Raw genomic sequence first — 23,749 nt, 5'->3', positions numbered from 1 at the left:
TGCCACGGGAGATCCCTCCGTTCGGTGTGTGCCACGGGCTACCGCCTGCGGCGGGCGACGATCACGTTGACGACCGCGAGCAGCACGCCGACGACGAAGATGAGCGTGCCCATCACGTTCACCTGCGGCGGGATACCGACGCGTGTCGATCCCCAGATCCACAGCGGGAACGTGGTGACCTCGCCGCTGACGAAGGACGTGATGATGTAGTCGTCGATGGACAGTGCGAACGCCAGCAGCCCGCCCGCCATGATCGCCGGGGTGAGCATGGGCAGTGTCACGAGGCGGAACGTGGTCCACGGCCCCGCGCCGAGGTCCCGCGCGGCCTCCTCGAGCTTCGGGTCGAGCGTGATCACGCGGGCCCGCACGGTGATGGCCACGAACGACACGGTGAACATCACGTGCGCGATCACGATCGTGACGAAGCCTGCCTTCACGCCCGCGAGCAGGAACAGCGACAGCAGCGCCGCACCGATCACCACCTCGGGTGCGGAGATCGCGGCGAACATGACGACGTTGGTGGAGTTCTTGCCGTGGAAGCGGTGCCTGCCGAGCGCCAGCCCGAGCAGGCTGCCGATGATTCCGGCGATCAGCATCGTCAGCAGCGCGATCGCCAGCGAGTACAGCAGCGCCTCGGTCAGGTCCCTGTAGGCGAAGGCCTGCCCGTACCAGCGCAGCGTGAAACCCTCCCACCGGACGTTGTGCCTGCCGGAGACGTCGTTGAAGCTGAACGCGATCATGAACGTGATCGGGACGAACAGCCAGGCGAGTACGGCCCAGGTGAAGTACTTGCCCCAGTCGATCCTGCGGCGCGGACGGGCCGCGGGGGCCGCCCGGGGCGTCGTGTCCGGCCGGACCGGGTGCGCGGTGTCGGTACTCATCGGGCTTGCACCTCCATGACCCGCTCGGTGCCGAGGGCACGGGCATAGCTGAAGATCCCGAGCAGCAGCAGCCCCATCAGCGTGAAGGTGATCGCCGCCGCGGTCGGGTACGCGTTGTTCACCAGGTACTCGGTCCGGATGATGTTGCCGACCATGGTGTTGTGCGTGCCGCCGAGCACCGAGGCGTTGACGTAGTCGGCGCTGGTGGGGATGAACGTCATCAGCCCGCCCGCGAACACGCCTGGCAGCGCGATCGGCAGGATGACCCGCAGGAAGGCCTGCGTGCGGGTGGCGTAGAGGTCGTAGGCGGCCTCGACCAGCCGGGGATCCATGCGTTCCAGCACGGCGTAGATGGGCAGCACCATGAACGGCAGGAAGTTGTAGGCGAGACCGAGTACCACCGCGGGGGCGCTGTTGAGCACGGCGAGGTCGTCCGGCGCGAGGCCGATACTCTTGAGCGTGCCAAGCACCACGCCGTTGTCGCTGAGCGTGAACTTCCACGAGATCGTGCGCAGCACGAACGAGACGAAGAACGGCAGCAGGATCAGCAGCAGGTAGGTGGACTTGTGCTTGCCGCCCCGGAACGCGATCCAGTAGGCCATCGGGAAGCCGAGCAGCAGGCACACCACGGTCGCGGAGCCGCCGTAGAGCAGCGATCTGCTGATCTGCTCCCAGTAGGTGGCTATCGCGTCGACGTAGTTGGCGACGTGGAAGGTCTGCCGGAACCCGGTGATCACATCGCCGGTTGTCAACGACAGCGCCAGCATGCCTGCGATCGGGGCGACGAAGAACAGCGCCAGCCACGACCACCCGGGCAGTGCCAGCAGGTACGGGACGAGTTTGCGTTTCACCATGGTTCTCGTTACGACTGGGTGACGGCCTGGAACAGGGAGTTGAAGTCCTCCTGCTCCTCGGGGGCGAGCGTGACGTAGCTGTGCAGCTTGTCGTAGTCCGCATCGGACGGGAAGACCAGCGGGCTCGCGGACAGCTCCTCGAGGTACTCGCGGTCGTCACCGGAGGCGTCCTCGGCGCGCTCGCGCAGCAGCCGCTGGGTCTCGGGCACCGGCGGGACGTAGCCGATGTACTCGGTCAGCCCCGCGGCGATCTGCGGCCGGTACAGGAAGTTCATCAGCTCGAGCGCGTCGACGGGCGCCTCGGAGGTGACCGGTATCATCATCAGGTCCGTCCACAGTGTCGCTCCCTCGGTGGGCACGACGAACTGCAGGTTGGTGCCCTCCTCGGCGTTCTGCTGGAAGATGTCGCCCGACCAGGCCATGGCCATCCAGATGTCGCCGTTGGTCAGCGGCTGGATGAAGTCCTGCTCGTAGTACGCGCGGACGATCCCGGCCTCGCGCTGCTCGCGGAGCGCGTCCGCGGCCTCCTCCCAGTCGGACATGCCGGACTCCGCGGGGTTGACGCCGTTGCGCAGCAGCCCGAAGTTCGCGATCTCCTGGGGGTCGGCGAACATCCCGACCTTGCCCTCGAACGCGGGGTCCCACAGGTCCGCGATGCTGGTGATCTCGCGATCGACGAAGTCGGGGTTGTAGGCGATCCCGGTGATACCGGAGGCGTAGGGGACCGTGTAGGTGTTGCCGGGGTCGTAGTCGGGGTCTTTGTAGAGCTCGCCCGCGTGCTCGGCGAAGTTCGGCAGCCGGGCGTGGTCCAGCGGCGCGAGGTAGCCCAGCGCGATGAGCTTGGCCAGCTCCATGCCGTTGGTGAGCACCATCATGTCGTAGCCGATCGAGTCGCCGTTGGCCAGCCGCGGCTGGATCTTGCCGAAGAACGACGCGTTCTCCTGCACGTCCTCCTTGTAGTCCACGGTGATGCCGGTGGCCTCGGTGAACTTCTTGAGCTGGGTGCGCTCGGAGTCCATGTAGAGCGGCCAGTTGGCGAACCGGAGGTGCCCGGTTTCCTCCTTGCCTGCCCAGAAGTCCTCGGCGTCGACGGCCTCGGACTTCTGCCCGCCGATGCCGCAGGCGGACAGCGCGAATCCGGCCGCGGCGAGTCCGCTGAGCTGCAGCATGCCTCGGCGGCTGAGTCGGGCTTGGGTCATGCCCCTGTGCAGGGCGGGGGGCAGGGCGGGGCGGGGGTGGTGGTCACGCATGGTTGTGGGTCTCCTCGTCGGAAGGGTCGGCAGGGGTGTGCGGTGCCGGACGGGACGCGTGCGCCTCCGGCAGGACGTAGGAATGCTGCGGCTGCCAGGACAACCACACGGCTGATCCGGCCTCGGCGACCTCGAGCGCGTCGGAGGTGTTCTGGCAGAAGACGACGATCTCGGTGCCGTCGGCCAGCCGCACCGTGTAGTGCGTGGCCGAGCCGAGGTAGACGGTGTCGGTGACGGTGCCGCGGACCCGGCTCAGCGCGGCGTCCGGTTCGTGCGTGGTGATCCGGATCTTCTCCGGGCGCACGGTCATGTCGACGGCGGCCCCCGGCAGGAGCGCGGTTCCGGCCCGCACGACGTGGTCGTCGGCCAGCCGGACGTCGGATCCCCCGTCGCGCGCCTCGCCCGCCGTGCCGGTGAGCAGGTTGGAGGTTCCGATGAAACCCGCGACGAACCGGGTGGCGGGCCGCTCGTACACCTCGGCGGGGGAGCCGAGCTGTTCGACGATGCCCTCGTTCATCACCGCGATCCGGTCCGACATGGTCAGCGCCTCACCCTGGTCGTGGGTGACGTAGACGAAGGTGATGCCGACCTCGCGCTGGATGCGTTTGAGCTCGCTCTGCATCGACTGGCGCAGCTTGAGGTCGAGCGCGCCGAGCGGCTCGTCCAGCAGCAGCGCGCTCGGCCGGTTGACCAGCGCGCGGGCAAGGGCGACCCGCTGCTGCTGCCCGCCGGAGAGCTGGGCGGGCTTGTGACCCGCCCGGTCGCCCAGCTCGACGAGGTCGAGCATCTCGCCGACGCGTCCGGAGATCTCCCGCTTGGCCACTCCGCTGCGCTTGAGTCCGAACGCGACGTTGTCGTGCACGCTCATGTGCGGGAACAGCGCGTAGCTCTGGAAGACCATGTTCACGTCGCGGTGGTTGGGCGGTACCCCGGTGACGTCGTTTCCGGTCAGCCGCACCTCTCCGTCCGTGGGGTCGTCGAATCCGGCGATCATCCGCATCGTGGTCGTCTTGCCACAGCCGGACGGCCCGAGCAGGGAGAAGAACTCGCCGCGTTCGATGTTGAGGTCCACCTCGCGTACGGCGGTGACGGTCTCGCTGCCGGAGCGGTAGACCTTGGACACCCCGTGCAGGCTGATGGCCGGTGTCGGGTCGGTGCCGGCGATCGGGGAGCGGGACATGTCGGCACGCTCGTGTGCGGTGATGGTCATGCGGGTCCTTTCCGGTCAGTCCCGACCGATGTAGCTCATGACGTGCTTGACGCGGGTGTAGTCCTCGAGCCCGTACATCGACAGGTCCTTGCCGTAGCCCGAGTGCTTGAACCCTCCGTGCGGCATCTCCGCGATCAGCGGGATGTGCGTGTTGATCCACACGCAGCCGAAGTCGAGCCTGCGGGACACCCGAAGGGCGCGGGCGTGGTCGCGGGTCCACACCGAGGAGGCGAGCCCGTACTCGACGGAGTTGGCCCACCGCACGGCGGTGTCCTCGTCGGTGAACCGCTGCACCGTGATAACCGGGCCGAAGATCTCGTCGGTGACCATCTCGTCGCCCTGCCGTAGCCCGGAGACCACGGTGGGGGAGTAGAAGTACCCGGGGCGGTCGAGCGTGCTGCCGCCAGCCAGCACCCGCGCGTGCCCTGGCGCGCGGTCGACGAAGCCGGCCACGCGGGCGAGCTGGCCGGCGTTGTTCAGCGGTCCGTAGTCGGCCCGCTCGGCCTCGGCATCCCGCGGACCGGCTGTGACCGTCTTGGCCGCCTGCTCGGCGAGCGCGGCGGCGAGCTCGTCGTGAATGCCGGGGGCGGCCAGCACCCTGGTGGCCGCGGTGCAGTCCTGGCCCGCGTTGAAGTACCCGGCCTCGGCGATTCCGGCAGCGGCGGAGGCGATGTCGGCGTCGTCGAAGACAACGACCGGAGCCTTCCCGCCGAGCTCCAGGTGCACCCGCTTGAGGTCGGCGGCAGCGGAACCGGCCACCTCGGTCCCGGCACGGGTGGACCCTGTCAGCGAGACCATCCGGGGCACGGGGTGCTCCACCAGCGCGCGACCGGTGTCCCGGCCGCCGCAGATCACGTTGAACACGCCTGGCGGGAAGAACTCCGCGGCGATCTCGGCGAGCAGCAGGGTGGAGACCGGTGTGGTGTCGGAGGGCTTGAGCACGACCGTGTTGCCCGCGGCCAGTGCGGGCCCGATCTTCCACGCGGCCATGGCCATCGGGTAGTTCCACGGGGTGATCGCTCCGATGACGCCGAGCGGCTCGCGCCTGACCCAGGAGGTGTGCCCGGCCAGGTACTCGCCCGCGGCCTTGCCGTCCAGGTTCCGGGCAGCGCCTGCGAAGAACCGTAGCGCGTCGGTGACCTGGAACAGCTCCTCGTCGCGTGTCGGGCCGGCAGGCTTGCCGCAGTTGTCCACCTCCGCGGCGATCAGCTCGTCGGCCCGTGCCTCGACGGCGTCCGCGAACCTGGACAGCGCGATCTGCCGCTGTGCGGGCGTGCTGTCGCGCCAGCCGCCGTCGAACGCGGCTGCCGCGGCCCTGCAGGCCGCGTCGACGTCGGCGGGTCCCGAGTCGGGGGCTTCGGCGAGTACGCCCGCGGTCGCGGGGTTGATGACCTCCGCCGTGCGGCCCTCGGCCGTGTCGGAGTACTGCCCGTCGACGAAGTTCCGCAGCCTGCGGATCTGGGGTGAGGTGGTAACCACTGGTCAGCTCTCCCGGCAGGGTGTGATTCGGGGCACGGTGCTCTGGCCTGTCAGGCTGACACAGGCCGCTCCCGGATGCAACGGATTCAGTTGCAAAAAATTGGTTACGCGACTGATTAGATTGATAGATGCAATTGATACAACGAAATTAGATACAGATGTGCCGCTGGTGGCACCGGCAGTCTCCGGTGCCACCAGCGGCGGGCTCGGGGAGCGGTGTCCTACAGCAGCTGCCACGCCTCGGTCAGCGCGCTGCGCAGGATCTGCTCCATCTCGTCGAAGTTGTGCTGCTCGCAGATCAGCGGGGGCGACAGCTGGATGACGGGCTCGCCGCGGTCGTCCGCGCGGCAGTACAGGCCGCGGTCGAACAGCGCGGGGGAGACGTGCCCGCGCAGGATCCGCTCGCACTCGGCGTCGGTGAAGCTCTCCTTGGTGGTCTTGTCCTTGACGAGCTCGATGCCGTAGAAGAAGCCCGCGCCGCGCACGTCACCGACGATCGGCAGGTCGAGCAACCGCTCCAGGGTCGAGCGGAATGCCTGCTCGTTGTCCTGTACGTGCTGGTAGATGCCGTCGCGTTCCAGGATGTCCAGGTTGGCGAGCGCGACGGCACAGGACACCGGGTGCCCGCCGTAGGTGGAACCGTGCATGAACGTCGTCGTGCCGGTGCGGAACGGCTCCGCGATGGTGTCGCTGACGAGTACGGCGCCGAGCGGGGCATACCCGGAGGTGAGGCCCTTCGCGGTGGTGAGGATGTCCGGCTGGTAGCCGTACCTGCGCGCCCCGAAGTCCTGCCCCAGCCTGCCGAAGGCGCAGATGACCTCGTCGGAGACCAGGAGCACGTCGTAGCGGTCGCAGATCTCGCGGACGCGCTCGAAGTAGCCGGGCGGTGGGGGGAAACAGCCACCGGTGTTCTGCAGCGGTTCGAGGAAGACCGCCGCGACCGTGTCCGGCCCCTCGAGCTCGATGGCCTGGGCGATCTGGTCGGCTGCCCACCGGCCGAAGGCCGCGTAGTCGTCCGCGTGCTCGGGCGCCCGGTAGAAGTTCGTGCTCGGCACACGCACGGTGCTCGGTACGAGCGGTTCGAAGTCCTGCTTGGCGCCGGGTAGCCCGGTGATGGACAGCGCCCCTGCCGACGTGCCGTGGTAGGCGAGCGACCGGCTGACCACCTTGTGCTTGGTCGGCTTGCCGGTCAGCTTGAAGTACTGCTTGGCGAGCTTCCATGCGGTCTCGACCGCCTCGCCGCCACTGACGGTGAAGAACACCCGGTTGAGGTCGCCGGGGGCGTCGGTGGCCAGCCGTTCGGCGAGCTCGATGGATCCGGGATGCGCGTGCCCCCACAGCGGGAAGTAGGCCAGCTCGCGGGTCTGCTTCGCGGCGGCCTCGGCGAGCTCCTGCCGCCCGTGCCCGACCTGGACCGCGAAGAGCCCGGCGAGCCCGTCGAGGTACCGCTTGCCGTTGGCGTCCCAGACGTAGGCTCCCTCGCCACGCGTGATCACGGGGATGTCCGTCGTGGCATCGGTGTGCCGGGTGAAGTGCATCCACAGGTGGTCGCGCGCCGATGCGGAGAGGCTCTCGGCACTGCTGGAAGCGCTACTGGAGGCGCTACTGGGGGCACTGCTGGGGGCACTGCTCGTGCCGGCGTCGCTGCTGTTGCTCATGATGTCCTCGTGCGATGTGGGTCGTCGGAAGGTGCACCGGGTTAGCGGTCAGCGCTGAGCTGTACGACGTTTATCGCACATGATCGCAATTTAAGCAACTAATTTAGTTGCAAACTAGCGAGTTCCCCACTGATATGACTGCTTGTGCAGCTTCAGGTACACCATCGTCTCGATGTCGCGGACCCCGTGCAGCGAGCGGATGCGCTGCGAGATCAGCTCCAGCAGGTGCTCGTCGTCCGTGCAGACGATCTCGCACAGCAGATCGAACCGTCCGGAGCACATCACCACGTAGTCGATCTCGTCCATCGCGCCGAGGGCGTCGGCGACCGGCTCGAGCGGCCCGTCGATCTTCAGGCCGACCATCGCCTGCCGGAACAGGCCGACCTGCATCGGGTCGGTGACCGCCACGATCTGCATGACGCCGCTCTGGGTCAGGCGCTGCACCCGCTGCCGTACGGCGGCCTCCGAGAGTCCGATCGTCGCCCCGATGGCGCCGTAGGAGCGGCGGCCGTCCTCCTGGAGCTGCTCGATGATCTTCTTCGCCGTCTCGTCGAGGGTGTCGTTGCGCTGTGTCTGCTTGCCGTTGGATTGCACCGGCACATCATCGTCGACACGACGCCGCCGGGCAAGTACGCGGGCCCGTCTTGCGCTTCTGAAATCGCTTGGTACTGGGCGATCAACAACGGCTTTAGTTGTATCTATCTATTGACACGACGGATTCGGTGGTGTTCCATGCCACGGCAAGAGATGCCGCCGAGCTGGTCTGTGTGAGGACGATCGATGAGTGAGCCCAGCCAGAAGAAAACCTTCCGCCATTTCATCGGCGGTGCGCACGCCGACTCCGTGGACGGTCGCACGCTGGACGTCGTCAACCCGGCTACCGGCGAGGTGTACGCGACCTCCGCGCTCGCCGGGCAGGCCGATGTGGACAGAGCGTTCGCCGCGGCCTCCGGAGCGTTCGGCGGGTGGCGCGACGCCACCCCTGCCACGCGGCAGCTCGCGCTGTCCAGGCTGGCCGACGCGCTCGAGGCGCGCGCCGACGAGATCGTGGCCACCGAGTCGGAGAACACCGGTAAGCCCCTCGCTGTGACGCGAGCCGAGGAGCTGACCATGGTGCTCGACCACCTGCGGTTCTTCGCGGGCGCGTCGCGGGTGCTGGAAGGCAAGTCGGCAGGCGAGTACATGGACGGTCTCACCTCGTTCGTGCGCCGCGAGCCGGTCGGGGTGTGCGCCCAGGTCACCCCGTGGAACTACCCGCTGCTGATGGCGATCTGGAAGATCGCCCCCGCCCTGGCAGCGGGCAACACCGTGGTGCTCAAACCCTCCGACACCACGCCTGCCACGACCGTGCTGCTCGCCGAGATCGCCGCGGAGTTCCTGCCGCAGGGCGTGCTCAACGTGGTCTGCGGCGACCGCGACACCGGTAGGCTGCTGACCACACACGAGACCCCGGACATGGTCTCCATCACCGGCTCGGTGCGCGCGGGCACGGAGGTCGCCGAGGCCGCTGCCGCCGACCTCAAGCGGGTGCACCTGGAGCTCGGCGGCAAGGCGCCGGTGGTGGTCTTCGACGACGCCGACGTCCCGGCGGCCGCGGCCGCCATCGCCGAGGCCGGGTACTTCAACGCCGGACAGGACTGCACCGCGGCCGCCCGCGTGCTGGCATCCGAGGAGGTGCACGACGATCTCGTCGCCGCGCTCGCCGAGCAGGCCGCGGGCACCCGGACCGCGGGACCGGACGACCCGGAGGCCGCGTACGGGCCGCTGAACTCGGCAGCGCAGCTCGACCGTGTCGCGGGCTTCGTGGACAGGCTGCCCGACCACGCCTCGGTCCACCACGGCGGGAGCAGGGTCGGTGACCGCGGCTTCTTCTACGCCCCGACGGTGGTCTCCGGCCTGAAACAGGACGACGAGATCATCCAGCAGGAGGTCTTCGGACCGGTGCTGACCGTGCAGCGGTTCTCCGGTGAGGACGAGGCAGTCCGGCTGGCCAACGGGGTGGACTACGGGCTGGCCTCCTCGGTGTGGACCCGCGACCACGGGCGCGCGATGCGGATGTCCAAGCGGCTCGACTTCGGCTGCGTGTGGATCAACACCCACATCCCGCTGATCGCCGAGATGCCGCACGGCGGCTTCGGCAAGTCGGGCTACGGCAAGGACCTGTCGATGTACGGGCTCGAGGACTACACCCGGGTCAAGCACGTCATGACCGACATCAGCGGCTGAGCCGTGCGGTTCCTAGCGGGTACCCCACTGGTAGGTCTGCTTGCGCAGCTTCAGGTAGGTCAACGTCTCGACGTTGCGCACCCCGGCCAGCGTGCGGATACGGTTGGAGACCAGGTCCAGCAGGTCGGAGTCATCGGCGCAGACCACCTCGCAGAGCACGTCGAAGCGGCCGGTGCAGATCACGACGTAGTCCACTTCGTCCATCTCGGCGAGCGCGTCGGCGAGTGGCTCGAGCGGTCCGTCGACGTTGATGGCGAGCATGGCCTGCCGGAACAGGCCGACCTGCATGGGGTCGGTGACGGCCACGATCTGGATCACACCGGCCTCGGTGAGCCGTTGCACCCGCTGCCGTACCGCCGCCTCGGACAGCCCGACGGCCTTGCCGATCGCGCCGTACGACCGGCGCCCGTCCTGCTGCAGCTGCTCGATGATCAGCTTGGACACCTCGTCCAGCACAGGTGATCCGGCGGCGTGCGCAGTCGTGTTCTGATTGACCACGCGCTCATTGTAGGGAGAGTGACCATGGCCGAACCGGCTCCCGGGATAGCCGGGGGTGTCGCGGACGGAGAATCACCCGGCGCAGGCGCGCTGATGCCCGCCGAGTGGTGCGCCCACGAGCGCACCTGGATGGCCTTCCCGCCACCGAACGACACGTTCGGCGATGAGGGGTCGGCCACGCTGCGCGCTGCCCGCCGCGCGTGGGCCGAGGTGGCACGCACGCTGGTGCGGTACGAGCCGGTCACGCTGGTCGCAGGCACCGGCCAGGCGGGCGCGGCACGGTCGATGGTGCCCGCCGAGGTGGACGTGGTCGAGCTGCCCATCGACGACGCGTGGATCCGCGACTCCGGCCCCACGTTCGTGCGGGACGCGGCGTCGGCCTCGGGCGTGGCCGCGGTCGACTGGGTGTTCAACGGCTGGGGTGACCAGGACTGGGCGGAATGGGAGCGCGACGCCCACCTCGCCGGCCACGTGACGGAGCTGGCCGGGTGCCCGGCACGGCCGTCCCCGCTGGTCACCGAGGGCGGCGGCATCCACACCGACGGGCAGGGCACCGTCCTGCTCACCGACACGGTGCAGCTCGACCACCGGCGCAACCCCGGCTGGACCCGCGCGGAGGTGGAGGCCGAGGTACACGCCCGGCTCGGTACGTCCGCGGCCATCTGGCTGCCGCGCGGGCTCAGCCGCGACTACGACACGTTCGGTACGCGGGGGCACGTGGATCTGCTCGCCACCTTCCTGCGGCCGGGGGTCGTGGCCGTGCACACCCAGAACGACCCGGACCATCCCGACCACGAGGTCTCCGCCGAGGCCGCCGCGCTGCTGCGTGGCAGTACCGATGCGCGGGGCAGGCAGCTCGAGGTCGTGGAGCTGCCAGCCCCCGAGGCAGGCTACGAGACCGACGGGCGGCCGACCGACTACTCCTACGTCAACCATTACGTCGCCAACGGGGTGGTCGTGCTGCCCGCGTTCGACGACCCGCACGACGAGGTCGCCGCCGACGTGCTGCGGCGTGCCTACCCGGGACGGGTGGTCGAGCGGGTCGCCGCGCGCGAGATGTTCGCCTTCGGCGGCGGCGTCCACTGCATCACCCAGCAACAACCGGCACCCGCAGAGGGTCCGTGAGTACGAGGAGCGAATGGACATGCGGCTGATCACGGCGCAACGCCGACCGTCCCCGGCCAGGGTCACCGAGCCGGAGCGGGACCCGCTCGCGGTCGGGCTCGTGCAGACCCGGTGGCACGCCGACGCCGACGAGCATCAGCGGGTACTCGCCGAGGGCATCGAGCTCGCCGCGGGCGCGGGCGCTCGCGTGGTGTGCCTGCCCGAGCTGACACTGTCGCGGTACCCGGCCGACACCCTGCCGGAGGGCGACGCCGCGGCGACCGCCGAGGACCTCGAGACCGGCCCGACGTACACGTTCGCGGCGAAGGCGGCAGCCGATGCCGGTGTCGCGGTGCACGCCTCGCTGTTCGAGTGGGCGGACGGGCCGGACGGGCGCGGCTACAACACGGCGATCCTGGTCGCTCCGGACGGGACGCTGCTCGGGCGCACCCGCAAGCTGCACATCCCGAAGACGGCCGGTTACTACGAGGACCGCTACTTCAGGGGAGGGCCCGCGGGCGGCGACGCGTACCCGGTCGTCGAGCTGCCCGGCACGCTCACCCCGACCGGTGCCCGGTTCGGCCTGCCGACCTGCTGGGACCAGTGGTTCCCCGAGGTGGCACGGGCCTACTCGCTCGGCGGTGCCGAGGTGCTGGTGTACCCGACCGCGATCGGGTCAGAACCCGACCATCCCGACTTCGACACCCAGCCACTGTGGCGCCAGGTGATCATCGGCAACGGCATCGCCAACGGCACGTTCATGGTGGTGCCCAACCGCTGGGGCGACGAGGGCGTGATCAGCTTCTACGGGTCGTCCTTCATCTCCGACCCGTACGGCCGCGTGCTCGCCTCCGCCCCGCGCGACGCGGACGCGGTCCTTGTTGCCCCGCTCGATCTGGACCAGCGCCGTGACTGGCTGGATCTCTTCCCGTTCCTGCAGACCCGGCGCCCCGACACCTACGGCGCGCTGACCGAGGAGGACTGAGATGGACTCCGCAGAGTTCCGCCGCGAGCTCGACCGCAGACTGGACATCATCGAAGACCCCGACTTCCACGACCCCGCACGGGCGGACCTTCCGGGGCGCGAGCTGGCATGGCTGGCCGCGGCGAGCCTTGTCCTGATCATCGCGATGCTCGCATGGGGGTACCCGTGGTGAAGGCGTCTGTGACATCGGATCCCAGCCGTGACTCGTCGGTGGCAGGCGAGTTCACCGAACTCCCCGTGCTCGTCCGCGAGCGGATCTGGGGGTTCTGGAAGTTCACCTCCGTCAACGTCGGCGTGGCGATCGCGACCTGGGCCTTCCTCACCGGCGGGTCGATCGCGCTGTTCGCCGGGGCGAAGACGGCTATCGCGGCCACGGTGATCGGCAACCTGGTCGGCGTGGTCCTTGTCGCGCTGTCGACCTGCCTGCCGTCGGCCAAGTACGGGCTGGAACAGTACACCGCGCTGCGCTCGGTGTTCGGTACCAACGGTGTGCGCGTGCTCATCGCCGTGATGCTCCCGGTCTCGCTCGCGGGCTGGAACGCGATCCTGGCGATCATGTTCGGCCGGGCCGTGACCAATGTGCTCGGTGCCGCGTTCGGCACCGAGTTCGACCCGAACGGGCCGGTCGTGATCGCGCTGTCGTTGCTCGCGGTCGCGATGTCGTGGCTGGTCCTCTCCCGCGGGCCGGTCTCGCTGGAGTGGGTGAACAAGCTCGTCGCGCCGGTGCTGTCGGTGCTGACGGTGGTCATGCTTGTCCTGTTGCTGGGACATCACTCGCTCGGCGAGCTGGCCGCGGCGCAACCCCTCGAGGCCTACGCCGACGACCAGCTCAACTTCGCCGCGGCCGTGGAGCTGAGCTTCGCGACGGGGTTCTCCTGGTGGACCATGATGGGCAACCTCGCCCGCCTGACCACGAGCCAGCGCAACGCGTTCTGGCCGAACATCGTGGGCCTGTTCGGGGCCACCGTGGTCGCGGGTGCCGTCGGCACCTTCGCCGCGCTGGTGGTGGGGTCGGAGGACCCCACGGTGTGGATGATCCCGATCGGCGGTGTGGCGCTCGGCGCGCTCGCGCTGCTGTTCATCGCCTTCGCCAACGTCACGAGCATGGTCTCGCAGACCTACGCCGAAGGGCTCGCGCTGGTGCGGGCGGCGGGCTCGGTGGTCCGGCGCATCCCGTGGCCGCTGTTCGTCGCGCTGCTGTTCACGCCCGCCGCGGTGATGTCGTTCTGGCCCGAGGTGCTCTACGACCAGTTCTTCAAGTTCATGGCGTGGGTGGGGCTGGCGATGGCGCCGCTGACGGCGGTCTACATCACGGACTTCTTCGTGCTGCGGCGGCGCCGCCTGCTGGTGCGTGAGCTCTACGAGCCCGACGGGGTCTCGGTGTACTCCTTCTGGCGCGGGTTCAACCCGGCAGCGCTCGTCGCGGTCGCGGCGGGCTCGCTGACCTACTACCTGCTGCTCGACCCGGTGACCTTCGAGTCGGCCGAGGCGTTCCGGTACCTGACCGCATCGGTCCCGTCCCTTGTCGTCACGGCCGTGCTGCACGCAGCGCTGACGGTGCTGTGGGTGGCCCGAGCGGGCAAGGGCGGCTACGGCCCGCCCACCGGGGCAGCAGCGTCGGTGCCCGCTGGGCCGGATGCCGCCGATACCGAGCGACCGGCTGCGGTGCGTTAACCCACAGACCCTCGCGATCCGTACAGCGGCGTGCCGGTCGACAGGCGCGGTGGTCGCAGGCGAGTCAGCGAGCCGATAAACAGGAGGTGTCCTGCGATGCGGACGATGCGTCGTATCTGCGTTGCCATCGGGGCGGTAGCCCTGGCTCTGACCACCGCGACCGGAGCCACGGGAGCCGCGGCAGACAGCGAGTCCGGCGCGGGGGCCGACACGGTGTTGCTGCACGGGTTCGTCTACACCGCCGATGCGAGGGGGTCGGTCGCCGAGGCGGTCGCGGTCGAAGACGGTGTCATCGTCTACGTGGGCAACGACCGTGGTGCGGAGGGCTTCATCGGTGCCGGCACCGAGGTGATCGATCTCGACGGCCGGATGGTCATGCCGGGAATTCACGACGCCCACATCCACGGCATCTCGGAGGGGCATCCGCGATGCGACCTCGACTACCAGCCGTTGACCGTCGCGGAGTTCGAGGCCCGCATCGAGGAGTGTGCGAACAACCCCGAGTTCGGCACGGGCGCTGACGACTGGCTTCCCGTCGACAACTGGTACATCCAGTTCCTGCGCCCCAGAGGGGCCGAGGTGGACAAGGACACACTGGACGCGCTCGACACCGACCGGCCCGTCATCGTGTACTCGGTCTTCGCGCATTCCGCGCTGGCCAACTCGCGTGCGCTCGAGCTGGCCGGGATCACGTCCGAGACCGAGGACCCGCCCGACGGCGTGATCGGTAGGGACGGTGACGGCGAACCGGACGGATGGCTGTACGACGGGGCGCAGCAGCTCGTGGACGAAGTCATCCCGCCACCTCCGCCGGTGGACCCGGTCGTGGCGGCGGGCCGCGGCATGGAGACCTTCGCCGAGGAGGGCATCACCAGTTTCTTCGTGCCGGGCGCGAGCGGCGAGACGGTCGAGAACTTCGTTCGGCTCCGTGAGGACGGCGGGCTGACGTCGCGTGCCCACTTCGCGATTCGGGGGCAGGCGGCCACCGGGGAGGATCTGGACCGGTTCGTCGACGAGCTCGACCGGATGCGCGCGGAGCTCGAGAATCTCGACCAGCTCCCCCAGCAGGTCCACCGGTGGCGCTCGGACCACGTCGCGGGACCGCGCGTGGTCGCCGAGCCCGGCGTCTCGATCGACGGTGTGAAGTACTTCATGGACGGGATCTCGCAGCATCCGGCCCAGACGGCCGCGTTGCTGGAGCCGTATCGCGAGAACGTGGGCACCGACGATGAGCCGGAGTGGGTACCGGGCGACAACGACGGAGAGCTCTACATCGACCCGGACGCTCTTGCCGAGATGGTGACCACGCTCGATCAGGCCGGTTACCAGACCAAGGTCCACGCGATCGGTTCCCGGGCCGTCCGGTCGTCCCTGGACAGCTTCGCGGCCATGCGCGATGACAGCACCCAGGGCCGTGGGCACGAGGACGGCGCGGGATCCGGGCACGGCTACGGGCAGGGACGTGCCCGTGGCGCCGGGCACGGTACCGACTCGCGCCCCTCCGTCGAGCACGCCGAGATCGTGCATCCGGACGACTTCGGACGTTTCGAGCAGCTCGGCGTCCTGCCCGTGATGTCCTACCAGTGGGCCAAACCCGCTCCGGACTCGACGGACGCCGTGAAGCCCTACCTCGGTCCCGAGCGGTGGGACTGGTACCAGCCGGAAGGGCAGTTGCACGAGGCGGGAGCCAGGATCGCCTTCGGGAGCGACTACCCCGTCGACCCGCTCGACCAGTTCTTCGCGCTCGAAGTGGCCGTGCTCCGGGCCGCCGACTGGGGTCCGGAGTACCCCGAGTACGCGGGAACTCTCAACGAGGATCCCGGCTTGTCACTGGCCGAGGCGATCCGGGGGATGACGATCGACGCCGCCTACGCCATGCACCAGGACGAGGTCACGGGATCGCTGGAGCGCGGGAAGCTGGCCGACCTGCTCGTGCTCGACCAGAACCTGTTCGACGTACCGCGCGACGACATCTCGGAGACGACAGTGCTGCACACCATGGTGGGCGGCGAGGTCGTCCACTCCAGACTGCAACCCGAGCGTGAGGAGGATAGGTCGTGACGATCGTGCCGCGTAACAAGCGAGGGTGGTTCCTGTGATGGCCCGGGCGCCGCGCAAACCGGACCGTGCGGCCGCGACGGCGGGGGAGTTCACCGAGCTTCCCGTGCTGCCCGGCGAGCGGATCTGGGGGTTCTGGAAGTTCACCTCGGTCAACGTGGGACTGGCGATCGCGACATGGGCCTTCCTCACCGGAGGGACCATCGCGATGTTCGTCGGGATCCGCACCGCGATCGCGGCCACGGTGATCGGCAACCTCGTCGGCGTGTCCCTCGTCGCCCTTGCGACGTGCCTGCCGTCGGCCAAGTACGGTCTCGAGCAGTACACCGCGCTGCGCTCGGTGTTCGGCATCAACGGGGTACGGATCCTGCTCGTGCTGCTGATGCCGGTCATGATAGCGGGGTGGAACGGCGTGCTGGCCATCATGGTCGGCCGTGCGGTGACCAATGTGCTCGGCGCGGTGTTCGGCGTGGAATTCGACCCGGCGGGCCCGATGGTGATCGCCATGTCGTTGCTCGCGCTGGCGGTGTCGTGGATGACCCTGGTACGCGGTCCGGTGTCGATCGAGTGGATCAACAAGATCGTGGCTCCGGCGCTGGCGGTGCTCACCGTGCTGATGCTCGTCGTGCTGCTGCGCGAGCACTCCCTCGCCGAGCTCGCCGCGGCGCCTCCGCTCGACGCGTTCGCCGACAAGGGGCTCAACTTCACCATCGCGCTCGAGCTGAGCTTCGCGACGGGGTTCTCCTGGTGGACCATCATGGGGAACCTGGCGCGGCTGACCACCACCCAGCGCAACGCCTTCTGGCCCAACCTGATCGGGATCTTCCTGGCGAGCGTGGTCGCGGGCACGGTGGGAACGCTCGCGGCGTTGGTGCTCGGCGATGTCGACCCGACGGTGTGGATGGTCCCGCTCGGCGGGGTCGTGCTTGGCGCGCTCGCGCTGCTGTTCGTGGCGTTCGCCAACGTCACCAGCATGGTGGCGCAGACCTACTCGGGAAGCCTCGCGCTGATCCGCGCCGGTGGGTCCGCGCTGCGGCGGATCCCGTGGCCGCTGTTCGTCGCGCTGCTGTACACCCCTGCCGGGGTCGTGGTGTTCTGGCCTGCTGCGCTCTACGACAACTTCTTCACGTTCGTCGCCTGGGTCGGGCTGGCGATGGCCCCGCTGACCGCGGTGTACCTCACCGACTACTACCTGCTTCGCCGCGCGCAGCTGGACGTGCGCGAGCTCTACGCCGACGAGGGGCGCTCGCGGTACTCCTTCTGGCGCGGGGTCAACCCGGCTGCGTTCCTGGCGCTCGGTGCCGGGGTGGTGACGTACTACCTGCTGTTGAACCCGATGACGTTCGAGGCGGCCGCCGCGTTCCGGTACACCTCGGCATCCGTACCGGCATTCGTCGTGACCGCTGCGGTCTACGCCGTGGCCACCGCGGTGTGGGTCCGGCCTGCGGTCAAGGGCGGTTACGTCCCGCGCGGCCCGGCAGGCGGGCCCGCGAGTGTGGAAGGAGAGCCCGTCCCGTGACCGATGGCTCAGCCGTGGAGTGTTACGTCAACGGCCGCGTGTTCACCGGCGACGCGGAACGGCCGTGGGCGGAGGCGTTCGCCGTGCGCGGTGAGTACATCGCCGCCGTCGGCGGCACCGGTGAGGTCCGCCGGTACGCCGGTGCGGAGGCACGCGAGATCGACCTGGCAGGCGCGCTCGTGCTGCCCGGCTTCGTCGACGGCCACGCCCACGTGGTGATGTGTGGTGAGGCGTTGAGCCAGGCGGACCTGACCGGGGCGAGCGACCTCGACGAGATCCGGGGCCTGGTCGGCGCATGGGCGCACGAGCATCCCGCCGCGCCCCGCGTGCGCGGACGTGGCTGGTCGTTCTCGGCGGTGCCGGACGGGACCCCGCACCGGGCCGTGCTCGACGAGGTGCTCGCCGATCGGCCGGTGTACCTGGACGCCGCGGACTACCATTCGATGTGGCTCAACACGGCCGCGCTGGAAGAACTGGGTATCACCGCGGCGACCCCGGACCCGGTCGGTGGGCAGATCGTCCGTGACCCGGAAACCGGTGAGCCCACCGGCCACCTCCAGGAGACCGCGGCGATGGCCGTGCGGGACAGGCTCGCTGAACTGACGAGCGAATCCGAACGCGACAGTGCGCTGGCCACGGCCGTGCACGCCTACCTCTCCAGCGGGGTCACCTGCGCGGTCGATATGGCGCTGGACGAGCGTGCCCTCGCGGCGATGGTGCGCGCCGAGCAGGCCGGGAACCTGGACCTGAGGGTGGTCGCGCACTGGCTGGTTCCCCGCTCGGGCAGCACGGAAGAGGAGCTGGCACACGTGCGCAGCGCAGCCGAGCTCGCCCGGACGTACCGCTCCGATCACCTGCGCGTCACCGGGGTGAAGTTCGTCGTCGACGGCGTCATCGACGGTTGCACGGCCGCGATGACGCGCCCCTACGCGGACGGCAGCAACGCCGAGGCGATCTGGCCCTATGAGGCCCTGGCTCCCGTGGTGGCTGCTGCCGACGCCGAGGGCCTGCAGATCGCGCTGCACGCGATCGGGGACGGCGCGGTGCGCACGGCCCTGGACGCGCTGGAGCACGCCAGGGAGGTCAACGGGCCGTCGCGGCACAGGCACCGCATCGAGCACCTGGAGTACGTCGACCCCAGCGACGTCGGCCGCTTGGCCGAGCTGGGAGTCACGGCATCCATGCAGCCGGTACACGCCGACCCGTCGATCATGGAGAACTGGCGGGCGATGCTCGGAGACGAGCGGGTCGACAGGGGGTTCGCCTGGCCGGAGATGACCGCGTCGGGTGCCCGGCTCGCCTTCGGTACCGACGCGCCGACAGCCCCGCACGCGCCGCTGCCGAACATGTACATCGCCAGCACGCGACGCTCGGCTGCCGATCCGGAGCTGCCGGCGTTCCTGCCGCACTACGCGTTGCCGCTGGACGAGTCCATCGTGCACGGCACACGTGACTCGGCCTGGGCCTGCCACGCGGAGGAGCGGTTCGGCACGTTGCGCGCGGGCGTGCTCGCGGACTTCGTGGTCGTCGACTCCGACACGTTCGGCAGGCCTCCGGAGTCGCTGCTACGGGCGCGGGTGATGCGTACGGTCGTCGGCGGCAGGACGGTACGCTTGACCGAGTAACGCCTGCGGTTGTACCTGTCCGCGCTCAGCGTATCCGTACCCTACGGCATGCGGGCGTAGTGCCAACTCACATCAGCTCCGGCAGGAACGTGGCGATGCCGGGCCAGACGATGAGCAGTACGCAGATCACCAGCGTGACCGGCAGGAACCAGGCGACAGCGCGGAAGATGTCCCCGAGCGTGATCGTCTGCCCGCCGTTGACCTCGGGGTCGGCGACGATCCGGTGCACGATGAAGGACAGGATGCCGACCGGCGGCGTCACGATCGCCAGCTCCGCGAGGAACACGACGAACACACCGAACCACAGCAGCGAGATGTCCATCGTGTCGAGAGTGGGGACGAGCAGGGGCACGGTCAGCAACATGATGGACAGGGGGTCCATGAACGTGCCGAATACCAGGTAGGCCGCCACGAGCAGGAGAAGGAACGATACACGCCCCAGGCCGAGCTCGGTGACCCACTGGGCGAACCCGGTTCCGATCCCGGATACGGCAAGCAGCCGCGAGAGGATCATCGCGCCGATCAACAGCAGGAAGACGGAGCCGACCGTGGCTACGGTGTCGGTCGCGGCGCCTGCGACCGCCGACAGCGGCCTGTCCGTGCGCTTGTACCACAGGGTCAGCAGCAGCGCGCCGAGCGCGCCGGCCGCGCCTGCCTCGGTAGCGGTGAGCACGCCGGTGAACATGCTGCCGACAACGGCGGTTATCAGCACGGGTACCGGCCAGCACCGTGCCGCGCTGCGCAGCCGGGTATGCCAGGTCGAGCCGTCCAGGCGTGTGCCGGTTCCCCGCCCGGCCAGGGAAGGGCGGAGCCGGCACAGTGCGAGGATCATCGTCGCGTAACCGAACGCCACCAGCAGGCCCGGCCCGATTCCGGCGATGAGCTGCGGCCCTACCGGCACCTGTGCGATGCCCGCGTAGATCACCAGGAAGATGCTTGGCGGGATGAGCTGGCCGGGCAAGCCGGCGACGATGACCGACCCCACAGCGACTCGGCGGTCGTAGCCTGCCCGCAGCATCTCCGGGATCCCGATCCTGGCGAGCGTGTAGGTGGTGGCTACCGTCGACCCGCTGACCGCGGCGAGGCCGGTCCCCGCGGCCGTGGTTCCGATGGCAAGGCCGCCGGGCAGCCAGCCGAGCCAGTGTCGCGCCGCGGTGTAGAGGGTGTCGGTGACACCGGACCTGGCGAGCAACAGTCCCATGAACACGAACATCGGGATGACGCCGAGTGTCCACTGGCTCACCGCGTCGAACGGCACCGTTGCCAGCATGGTCTCCAACGTGCGCGGGCCGCGTAACGCGTAGAGCGCGGCCACGGCAGGCGCCGCCAACGCGATGCCCACCGGCACCTTGAGGAAGATCAGCAGGACGGTCGCCAGGATCGCCGCCGCGCCCACGGTCTCGCGGGTGAACGGTCCGAACATCAGCAGCACACAGATGGCCGCCACGGCAGGCGCCGCGACACGGGGCCACCATGCCCCCTTCCGGTGGGCGCCGGGGCCGCCCGCGACACCGGCGCGCGGAGCCGCGCCTGCCGCGAGGGACGTACCGGGACCATCCCGCTCGACCCGGGAGCCGGTCATAGTGACTCCCTTCCGGAAGTGGTGAGCATGTCCGCGAGGGTCTGCCCGGCGAGCGCCGCGAAGGCCGCGGGGACGGCGAAGGTGACGGGCCAGACGACCACCTCACTCACCCCGCCGGTGAGCCCGATGCGCCAGTTGTCCACGGCCTCCTGCGCGCCGTACCCGGCGAAGCCGAGGCACAGCACCAGCACGACGATGCGCCCCGCCAGATGGACCTCGATCCGGTTGCGGTGCCGCAACCGGTCGAACAGCAGCCGCGCCTCGATGTGCTGGTCCCGGCGCTGCGCGGCCACGAACCCGAGCAGGGCCACGACCGGCAGGTACCAGTACGACACGTACTCGTTCGTCCCGCTCAGCGGGTGGTTCAGCAGCGATCGCAGCAGGGCGTTGCCCACGATGTGCACCGCCATCACCAGCAACGCCGCAGCGGCGACGTACTCGGCCGCCGCGCCACTCGCCCGCAGCCACCGTTGCCGCGCCATGACTCGACCTCCCCGGGTTCCTGCGATCGCGGGTCAGTCCGGGCGCTGCTCGCGCAGCACATCCGAGTCGAGCCGGTCGAGGAACGGCGTCAGGTCGATCTCCGCAGGGGAGTACCACTCGGCGAAGTCGCCGTATCCGCCCTCGTCGGCGTAGCCGAGCTCGCCGGTGACGACATCGTGCCAGTGCCGCACGGACTCCCGGGTGTCGCGCACGAACGTCTCGCCGTCGGCGAGCGCGTCAGTGGCACGCACGTCGTCGAGGATCGTCTCGTTGACCGCGTGCAGCTCCTCTCGTGCCTGCGCGCCGTAGCCGCGGACGGACCCTCCGTTCTCGTCGACTGCCTCGAGTGCCTCTGTGATGCCTTCCCAGATGCCGTGCCGGAGCATGCCCTCGATGAAGACGTCCAGCCTGTCGTGCAGAAGCTGCTGTGCCGCCAGGGGCAGGTCTTCCCACGTCGACATGCCGATGCCGAGGCTGTACGGGATGCGGGACAGGGCCGCTTCGCTGCCGACCGTGAACTCCGGCGCGACCGGAAGGAAGCCGGCGAATTCCCCCACCCACAGTGCCGCGGCGGCGCAGTCGATGGTGCCGCGTTGCAGGGCCTCGTACATCTCCTCGTAGGACAGCGAGACCGGCGTCATCCCGAGCGCCTCGGTTTGCTCTCCGTGCACCGAGCCACTGACCCGGACCTGCGATCCGTGTAGCTCGTCGGCGCCGGTGCGGGGTTCGGTGCAGGCCATGCCGACGGAGTCCGTCGGCGCGTAGGGAAGCAGCGGCATGATGCCCTCGCCTTCCAGCTCCTCGGTCAGCTCGGGAGTATCGAACGCGGCTTCCAGGAAGCCCGCTGTCGTCTCCAACGTCCCGACAACGGGGCTGTGCGTGCCGAGAAAGCTGATGTCGGCGAGCGCGTTGTTGACCGGGTACCGCGACGGGTCGTACAGCGGGAGCACGAGCCCGAGGTCGAGCCTGCCGTCGGCGAGCGCATCCGGGATCTCGGTCGCAGGTGCGACAGCGTCCCCGTAGGCGATCTCGATCTCGACCGTTCCGCCGGACCACTCCTCGACGGTCTCGGCGTACTGCTCCGTCGCCCGGCTGGTGTAGTGGCCGGGGCTGCCCGCGGTCTGCATGGTCAGCGTGACCTGTCCCGCTCCTGCGAGCGCGTCGACGTAGGCCTCCTTCGACGCGCCGTGCTCGACGCCGGGTCCTCCGGCGGATGCTCCATCGCTTGTGGACTGGACGCACGCCGAAAGTAGGAGGGCGGTGGCCAGTGGCAGCGCGAACGGAACGGTTCGCCTGCGACCTGGGTGTGATTGGTTGATGCTCATCGGCTTCTCTCCCGTGCTCGCGGAGCGGGGCTCATGGGTGTGCGCATCGATCCGGTGTCGCCGGATCGAGGTCGAGACCGGCCAGGTGGTGATGCAACCGGTCGCGCTTGGTGCGCAGGTAGCGAATGTTGTACTCGGTCCGTGCGGTGTGCAGCGGTTGGCGGCTGACGACGCCGATGCCGCGCTCGCTCAGGCCGGCTTCCTTCGCCGGGTTGTTGCTCAACAGCCGGACAGTGCGCGTGCCGAGGTCGGCGAGTATCTGCGTCGCGGGTGCGTAGTCGCGGGCGTCGACGGGTAACCCGAGGGTCACGTTCGCGTCCACGGTGTCGGCGCCGGCGTCCTGCAACTGGTAGGCGCGTAGCTTCTGGGTCAGCCCGATACCGCGCCCCTCGTGGTCGCGCAGGTATACCAGTGCCCCGCGGCCCTCGTGTGCGATCGCAGCGAGCGCCGCGTCGAACTGGTCGCCGCAGTCGCATCGCAGGGAGCCGAACGCGTCCCCTGTAAGGCACTCCGAATGGACGCGGACGAGCACGCCGTCACCGGCCGGGTCGCCGTAGGTGAGCGCGACGTGCTCGGTGCCGGAGACCGCGTCCTGGTAACCGACCGCGCGGAAGCTCCCGTAGCGGGTCGGCAGGTCTGCTTCCGCATGCCGGGTGAGGGTGCGCTCCGTGCGCCGCCGGTGCTCGACCAGGTCGGCGATGGACACGATCGCCATGCCGTGTTGCCGCGCGAACGTGGTCAGCTCCGGTAGTGACGCGACAGAGCCGTCGTCGCGGACGATCTCACCGATGACGCACGCGGGGGACAGGCCCGCCAGCCGCGCGAGGTCGACGGCGGCCTCGGTGTGGCCCGGCCTGCGGAGCACGCCGTGCTCGACCGCGCGCAACGGGAAGACGTGCCCGGGCCGGTTGAGGTCGGCGGGGTCTGTGGCCCGGCCCGCGAGGGTCCTGATGGTGTGCGCCCGGTCCGCAGCGGAGATGCCGGTTCCGATGCCGTCGGCCGCATCCACCGACACCGTGTAGGCGGTGCCCTTGGAGTCCTCGTTGACCGGCGTCATCGGCGGCAGGTGAAGGGCATCGGCCCGTCGCTCCTCCATCGGTACACACAGGACGCCGCTGGTGTGGCGCACCATGAATCCGACGTTGGCTGCCGTGGCCATCTCGGCGGCGAGGACGATGTCCCCTTCGTTCTCCCGGTCCTCGTCATCGACCACGACGATCATGCGACCGGCGGCGAGGTCGGCCACGCCGCGTTGCGGCTGGTCGAACGGGACGCCGGTACGTTCACCGGGCACGCCGGGGTGTGCTCGCGCGGCGACGGGCTGGATGCTCATGACCA

The 23,749-nt window shown here is 69.4% G+C and carries 20 protein-coding genes; 8 read left to right on the top strand and 12 right to left on the bottom strand.

Annotation, left to right across the window (positions count from 1 at the left end; translation table 11 throughout):
* Positions 1-38: 38 nt before the first annotated feature.
* The 7 genes from H0B56_RS13650 to H0B56_RS13620 form a co-directional block, all read right to left on the bottom strand.
* Positions 39-881, bottom strand: a complete 843-nt coding sequence (locus H0B56_RS13650; RefSeq protein WP_180893399.1) for an ABC transporter permease — start codon at positions 879-881, stop codon at positions 39-41.
* Positions 878-1,735, bottom strand: coding sequence for an ABC transporter permease (locus H0B56_RS13645; RefSeq protein ID WP_180893398.1), 858 nt, complete (start codon positions 1,733-1,735; stop codon positions 878-880). Before H0B56_RS13645 ends, H0B56_RS13650 begins: the two co-directional genes overlap by 4 nt.
* 8 nt (positions 1,736-1,743) lie before the next feature.
* Positions 1,744-2,985 carry an ABC transporter substrate-binding protein gene (locus H0B56_RS13640; RefSeq protein ID WP_180893397.1) on the bottom strand — a complete coding sequence of 414 codons (1,242 nt, stop codon included), beginning with the start codon at positions 2,983-2,985 and terminating at the stop codon, positions 1,744-1,746.
* Positions 2,978-4,165: an ABC transporter ATP-binding protein gene (locus H0B56_RS13635; protein ID WP_219632759.1), complete on the bottom strand. Its 1,188-nt coding sequence runs from the start codon at positions 4,163-4,165 to the stop codon at positions 2,978-2,980. The genes H0B56_RS13640 and H0B56_RS13635 overlap by 8 nt, the downstream gene beginning before the upstream one ends.
* A 45-nt stretch (positions 4,166-4,210) precedes the next feature.
* Positions 4,211-5,653 (bottom strand): aminobutyraldehyde dehydrogenase, encoded by a 1,443-nt coding sequence (locus tag H0B56_RS13630; protein ID WP_343063897.1) that lies wholly within the window; start codon positions 5,651-5,653, stop codon positions 4,211-4,213.
* A gap of 242 nt (positions 5,654-5,895) precedes the next feature.
* A complete protein-coding gene (locus tag H0B56_RS13625; protein WP_180893394.1) occupies positions 5,896-7,332 on the bottom strand; it encodes an aspartate aminotransferase family protein in 1,437 nt (478 codons plus the stop codon).
* A gap of 114 nt (positions 7,333-7,446) precedes the next feature.
* Positions 7,447-7,926, bottom strand: a complete 480-nt coding sequence (locus H0B56_RS13620; protein ID WP_180893393.1) for an Lrp/AsnC ligand binding domain-containing protein — start codon at positions 7,924-7,926, stop codon at positions 7,447-7,449.
* Positions 7,927-8,112: 186 nt separating this feature from the next.
* Between H0B56_RS13620 and H0B56_RS13615 the strand changes: the two genes are divergently transcribed.
* On the top strand, positions 8,113-9,558 hold the full coding sequence (locus H0B56_RS13615) for an aminobutyraldehyde dehydrogenase (protein WP_180893392.1): 1,446 nt from the start codon (positions 8,113-8,115) through the stop codon (positions 9,556-9,558).
* Between the two features lie 12 nt (positions 9,559-9,570).
* On the opposite strand, the gene H0B56_RS13610 is transcribed toward H0B56_RS13615, so the two are convergent.
* On the bottom strand, positions 9,571-10,056 hold the full coding sequence (locus H0B56_RS13610) for an Lrp/AsnC ligand binding domain-containing protein (protein WP_180893391.1): 486 nt from the start codon (positions 10,054-10,056) through the stop codon (positions 9,571-9,573).
* 24 nt (positions 10,057-10,080) lie between these two features.
* Between H0B56_RS13610 and H0B56_RS13605 the strand changes: the two genes are divergently transcribed.
* The 7 genes from H0B56_RS13605 to H0B56_RS13575 all read left to right on the top strand — a co-directional run bounded on the left by H0B56_RS13605 (position 10,081) and on the right by H0B56_RS13575 (position 19,021).
* Entirely contained in the window at positions 10,081-11,181 is a 1,101-nt protein-coding gene (locus tag H0B56_RS13605) for an agmatine deiminase family protein (RefSeq protein ID WP_180893390.1), read from the top strand.
* Positions 11,182-11,200: 19 nt separating this feature from the next.
* The gene (locus tag H0B56_RS13600) at positions 11,201-12,145 is read left to right on the top strand and encodes a nitrilase-related carbon-nitrogen hydrolase (protein WP_180893389.1); all 945 of its coding nucleotides are present in this window, start codon (positions 11,201-11,203) and stop codon (positions 12,143-12,145) included.
* A 1-nt stretch (position 12,146) separates the two neighbouring features.
* Positions 12,147-12,317, top strand: coding sequence for a hypothetical protein (locus H0B56_RS13595; RefSeq protein ID WP_180893388.1), 171 nt, complete (start codon positions 12,147-12,149; stop codon positions 12,315-12,317).
* Between the two features lie 8 nt (positions 12,318-12,325).
* On the top strand, positions 12,326-13,819 hold the full coding sequence (locus H0B56_RS13590; RefSeq protein WP_219632705.1) for a purine-cytosine permease family protein: 1,494 nt from the start codon (positions 12,326-12,328) through the stop codon (positions 13,817-13,819).
* A gap of 96 nt (positions 13,820-13,915) precedes the next feature.
* Positions 13,916-15,880: an amidohydrolase gene (locus tag H0B56_RS13585; RefSeq protein WP_180893386.1), complete on the top strand. Its 1,965-nt coding sequence runs from the start codon at positions 13,916-13,918 to the stop codon at positions 15,878-15,880.
* Between the two features lie 37 nt (positions 15,881-15,917).
* The gene (locus tag H0B56_RS22900; RefSeq protein WP_180893385.1) at positions 15,918-17,396 is read left to right on the top strand and encodes a purine-cytosine permease family protein; all 1,479 of its coding nucleotides are present in this window, start codon (positions 15,918-15,920) and stop codon (positions 17,394-17,396) included.
* Entirely contained in the window at positions 17,393-19,021 is a 1,629-nt protein-coding gene (locus H0B56_RS13575; protein ID WP_343063887.1) for an amidohydrolase, read from the top strand. Before H0B56_RS22900 ends, H0B56_RS13575 begins: the two co-directional genes overlap by 4 nt.
* A gap of 67 nt (positions 19,022-19,088) precedes the next feature.
* Here the strand turns inward: H0B56_RS13575 and H0B56_RS13570 are convergent, their stop codons facing one another.
* The 4 genes from H0B56_RS13570 to H0B56_RS13555 are packed head-to-tail and all read right to left on the bottom strand — an operon-like array spanning position 19,089 to position 23,744.
* Positions 19,089-20,603: a TRAP transporter large permease gene (locus tag H0B56_RS13570; protein WP_180893384.1), complete on the bottom strand. Its 1,515-nt coding sequence runs from the start codon at positions 20,601-20,603 to the stop codon at positions 19,089-19,091.
* Positions 20,600-21,085 carry a TRAP transporter small permease gene (locus H0B56_RS13565; protein WP_180893383.1) on the bottom strand — a complete coding sequence of 162 codons (486 nt, stop codon included), beginning with the start codon at positions 21,083-21,085 and terminating at the stop codon, positions 20,600-20,602. The genes H0B56_RS13570 and H0B56_RS13565 overlap by 4 nt, the downstream gene beginning before the upstream one ends.
* A gap of 33 nt (positions 21,086-21,118) precedes the next feature.
* Positions 21,119-22,411, bottom strand: coding sequence for a type 2 periplasmic-binding domain-containing protein (locus H0B56_RS13560; RefSeq protein ID WP_180893382.1), 1,293 nt, complete (start codon positions 22,409-22,411; stop codon positions 21,119-21,121).
* A gap of 31 nt (positions 22,412-22,442) precedes the next feature.
* Positions 22,443-23,744, bottom strand: coding sequence for a bifunctional 3,4-dihydroxy-2-butanone-4-phosphate synthase/GTP cyclohydrolase II (locus H0B56_RS13555; RefSeq protein WP_180893381.1), 1,302 nt, complete (start codon positions 23,742-23,744; stop codon positions 22,443-22,445).
* Positions 23,745-23,749: the final 5 nt, after the last annotated feature.

The organism is Haloechinothrix aidingensis, from assembly GCF_013450155.1.
In the GTDB taxonomy this organism is placed as follows: domain Bacteria; phylum Actinomycetota; class Actinomycetes; order Mycobacteriales; family Pseudonocardiaceae; genus Haloechinothrix; species Haloechinothrix aidingensis.
This window is presented reverse-complemented; position numbering and strand designations above follow the sequence as displayed.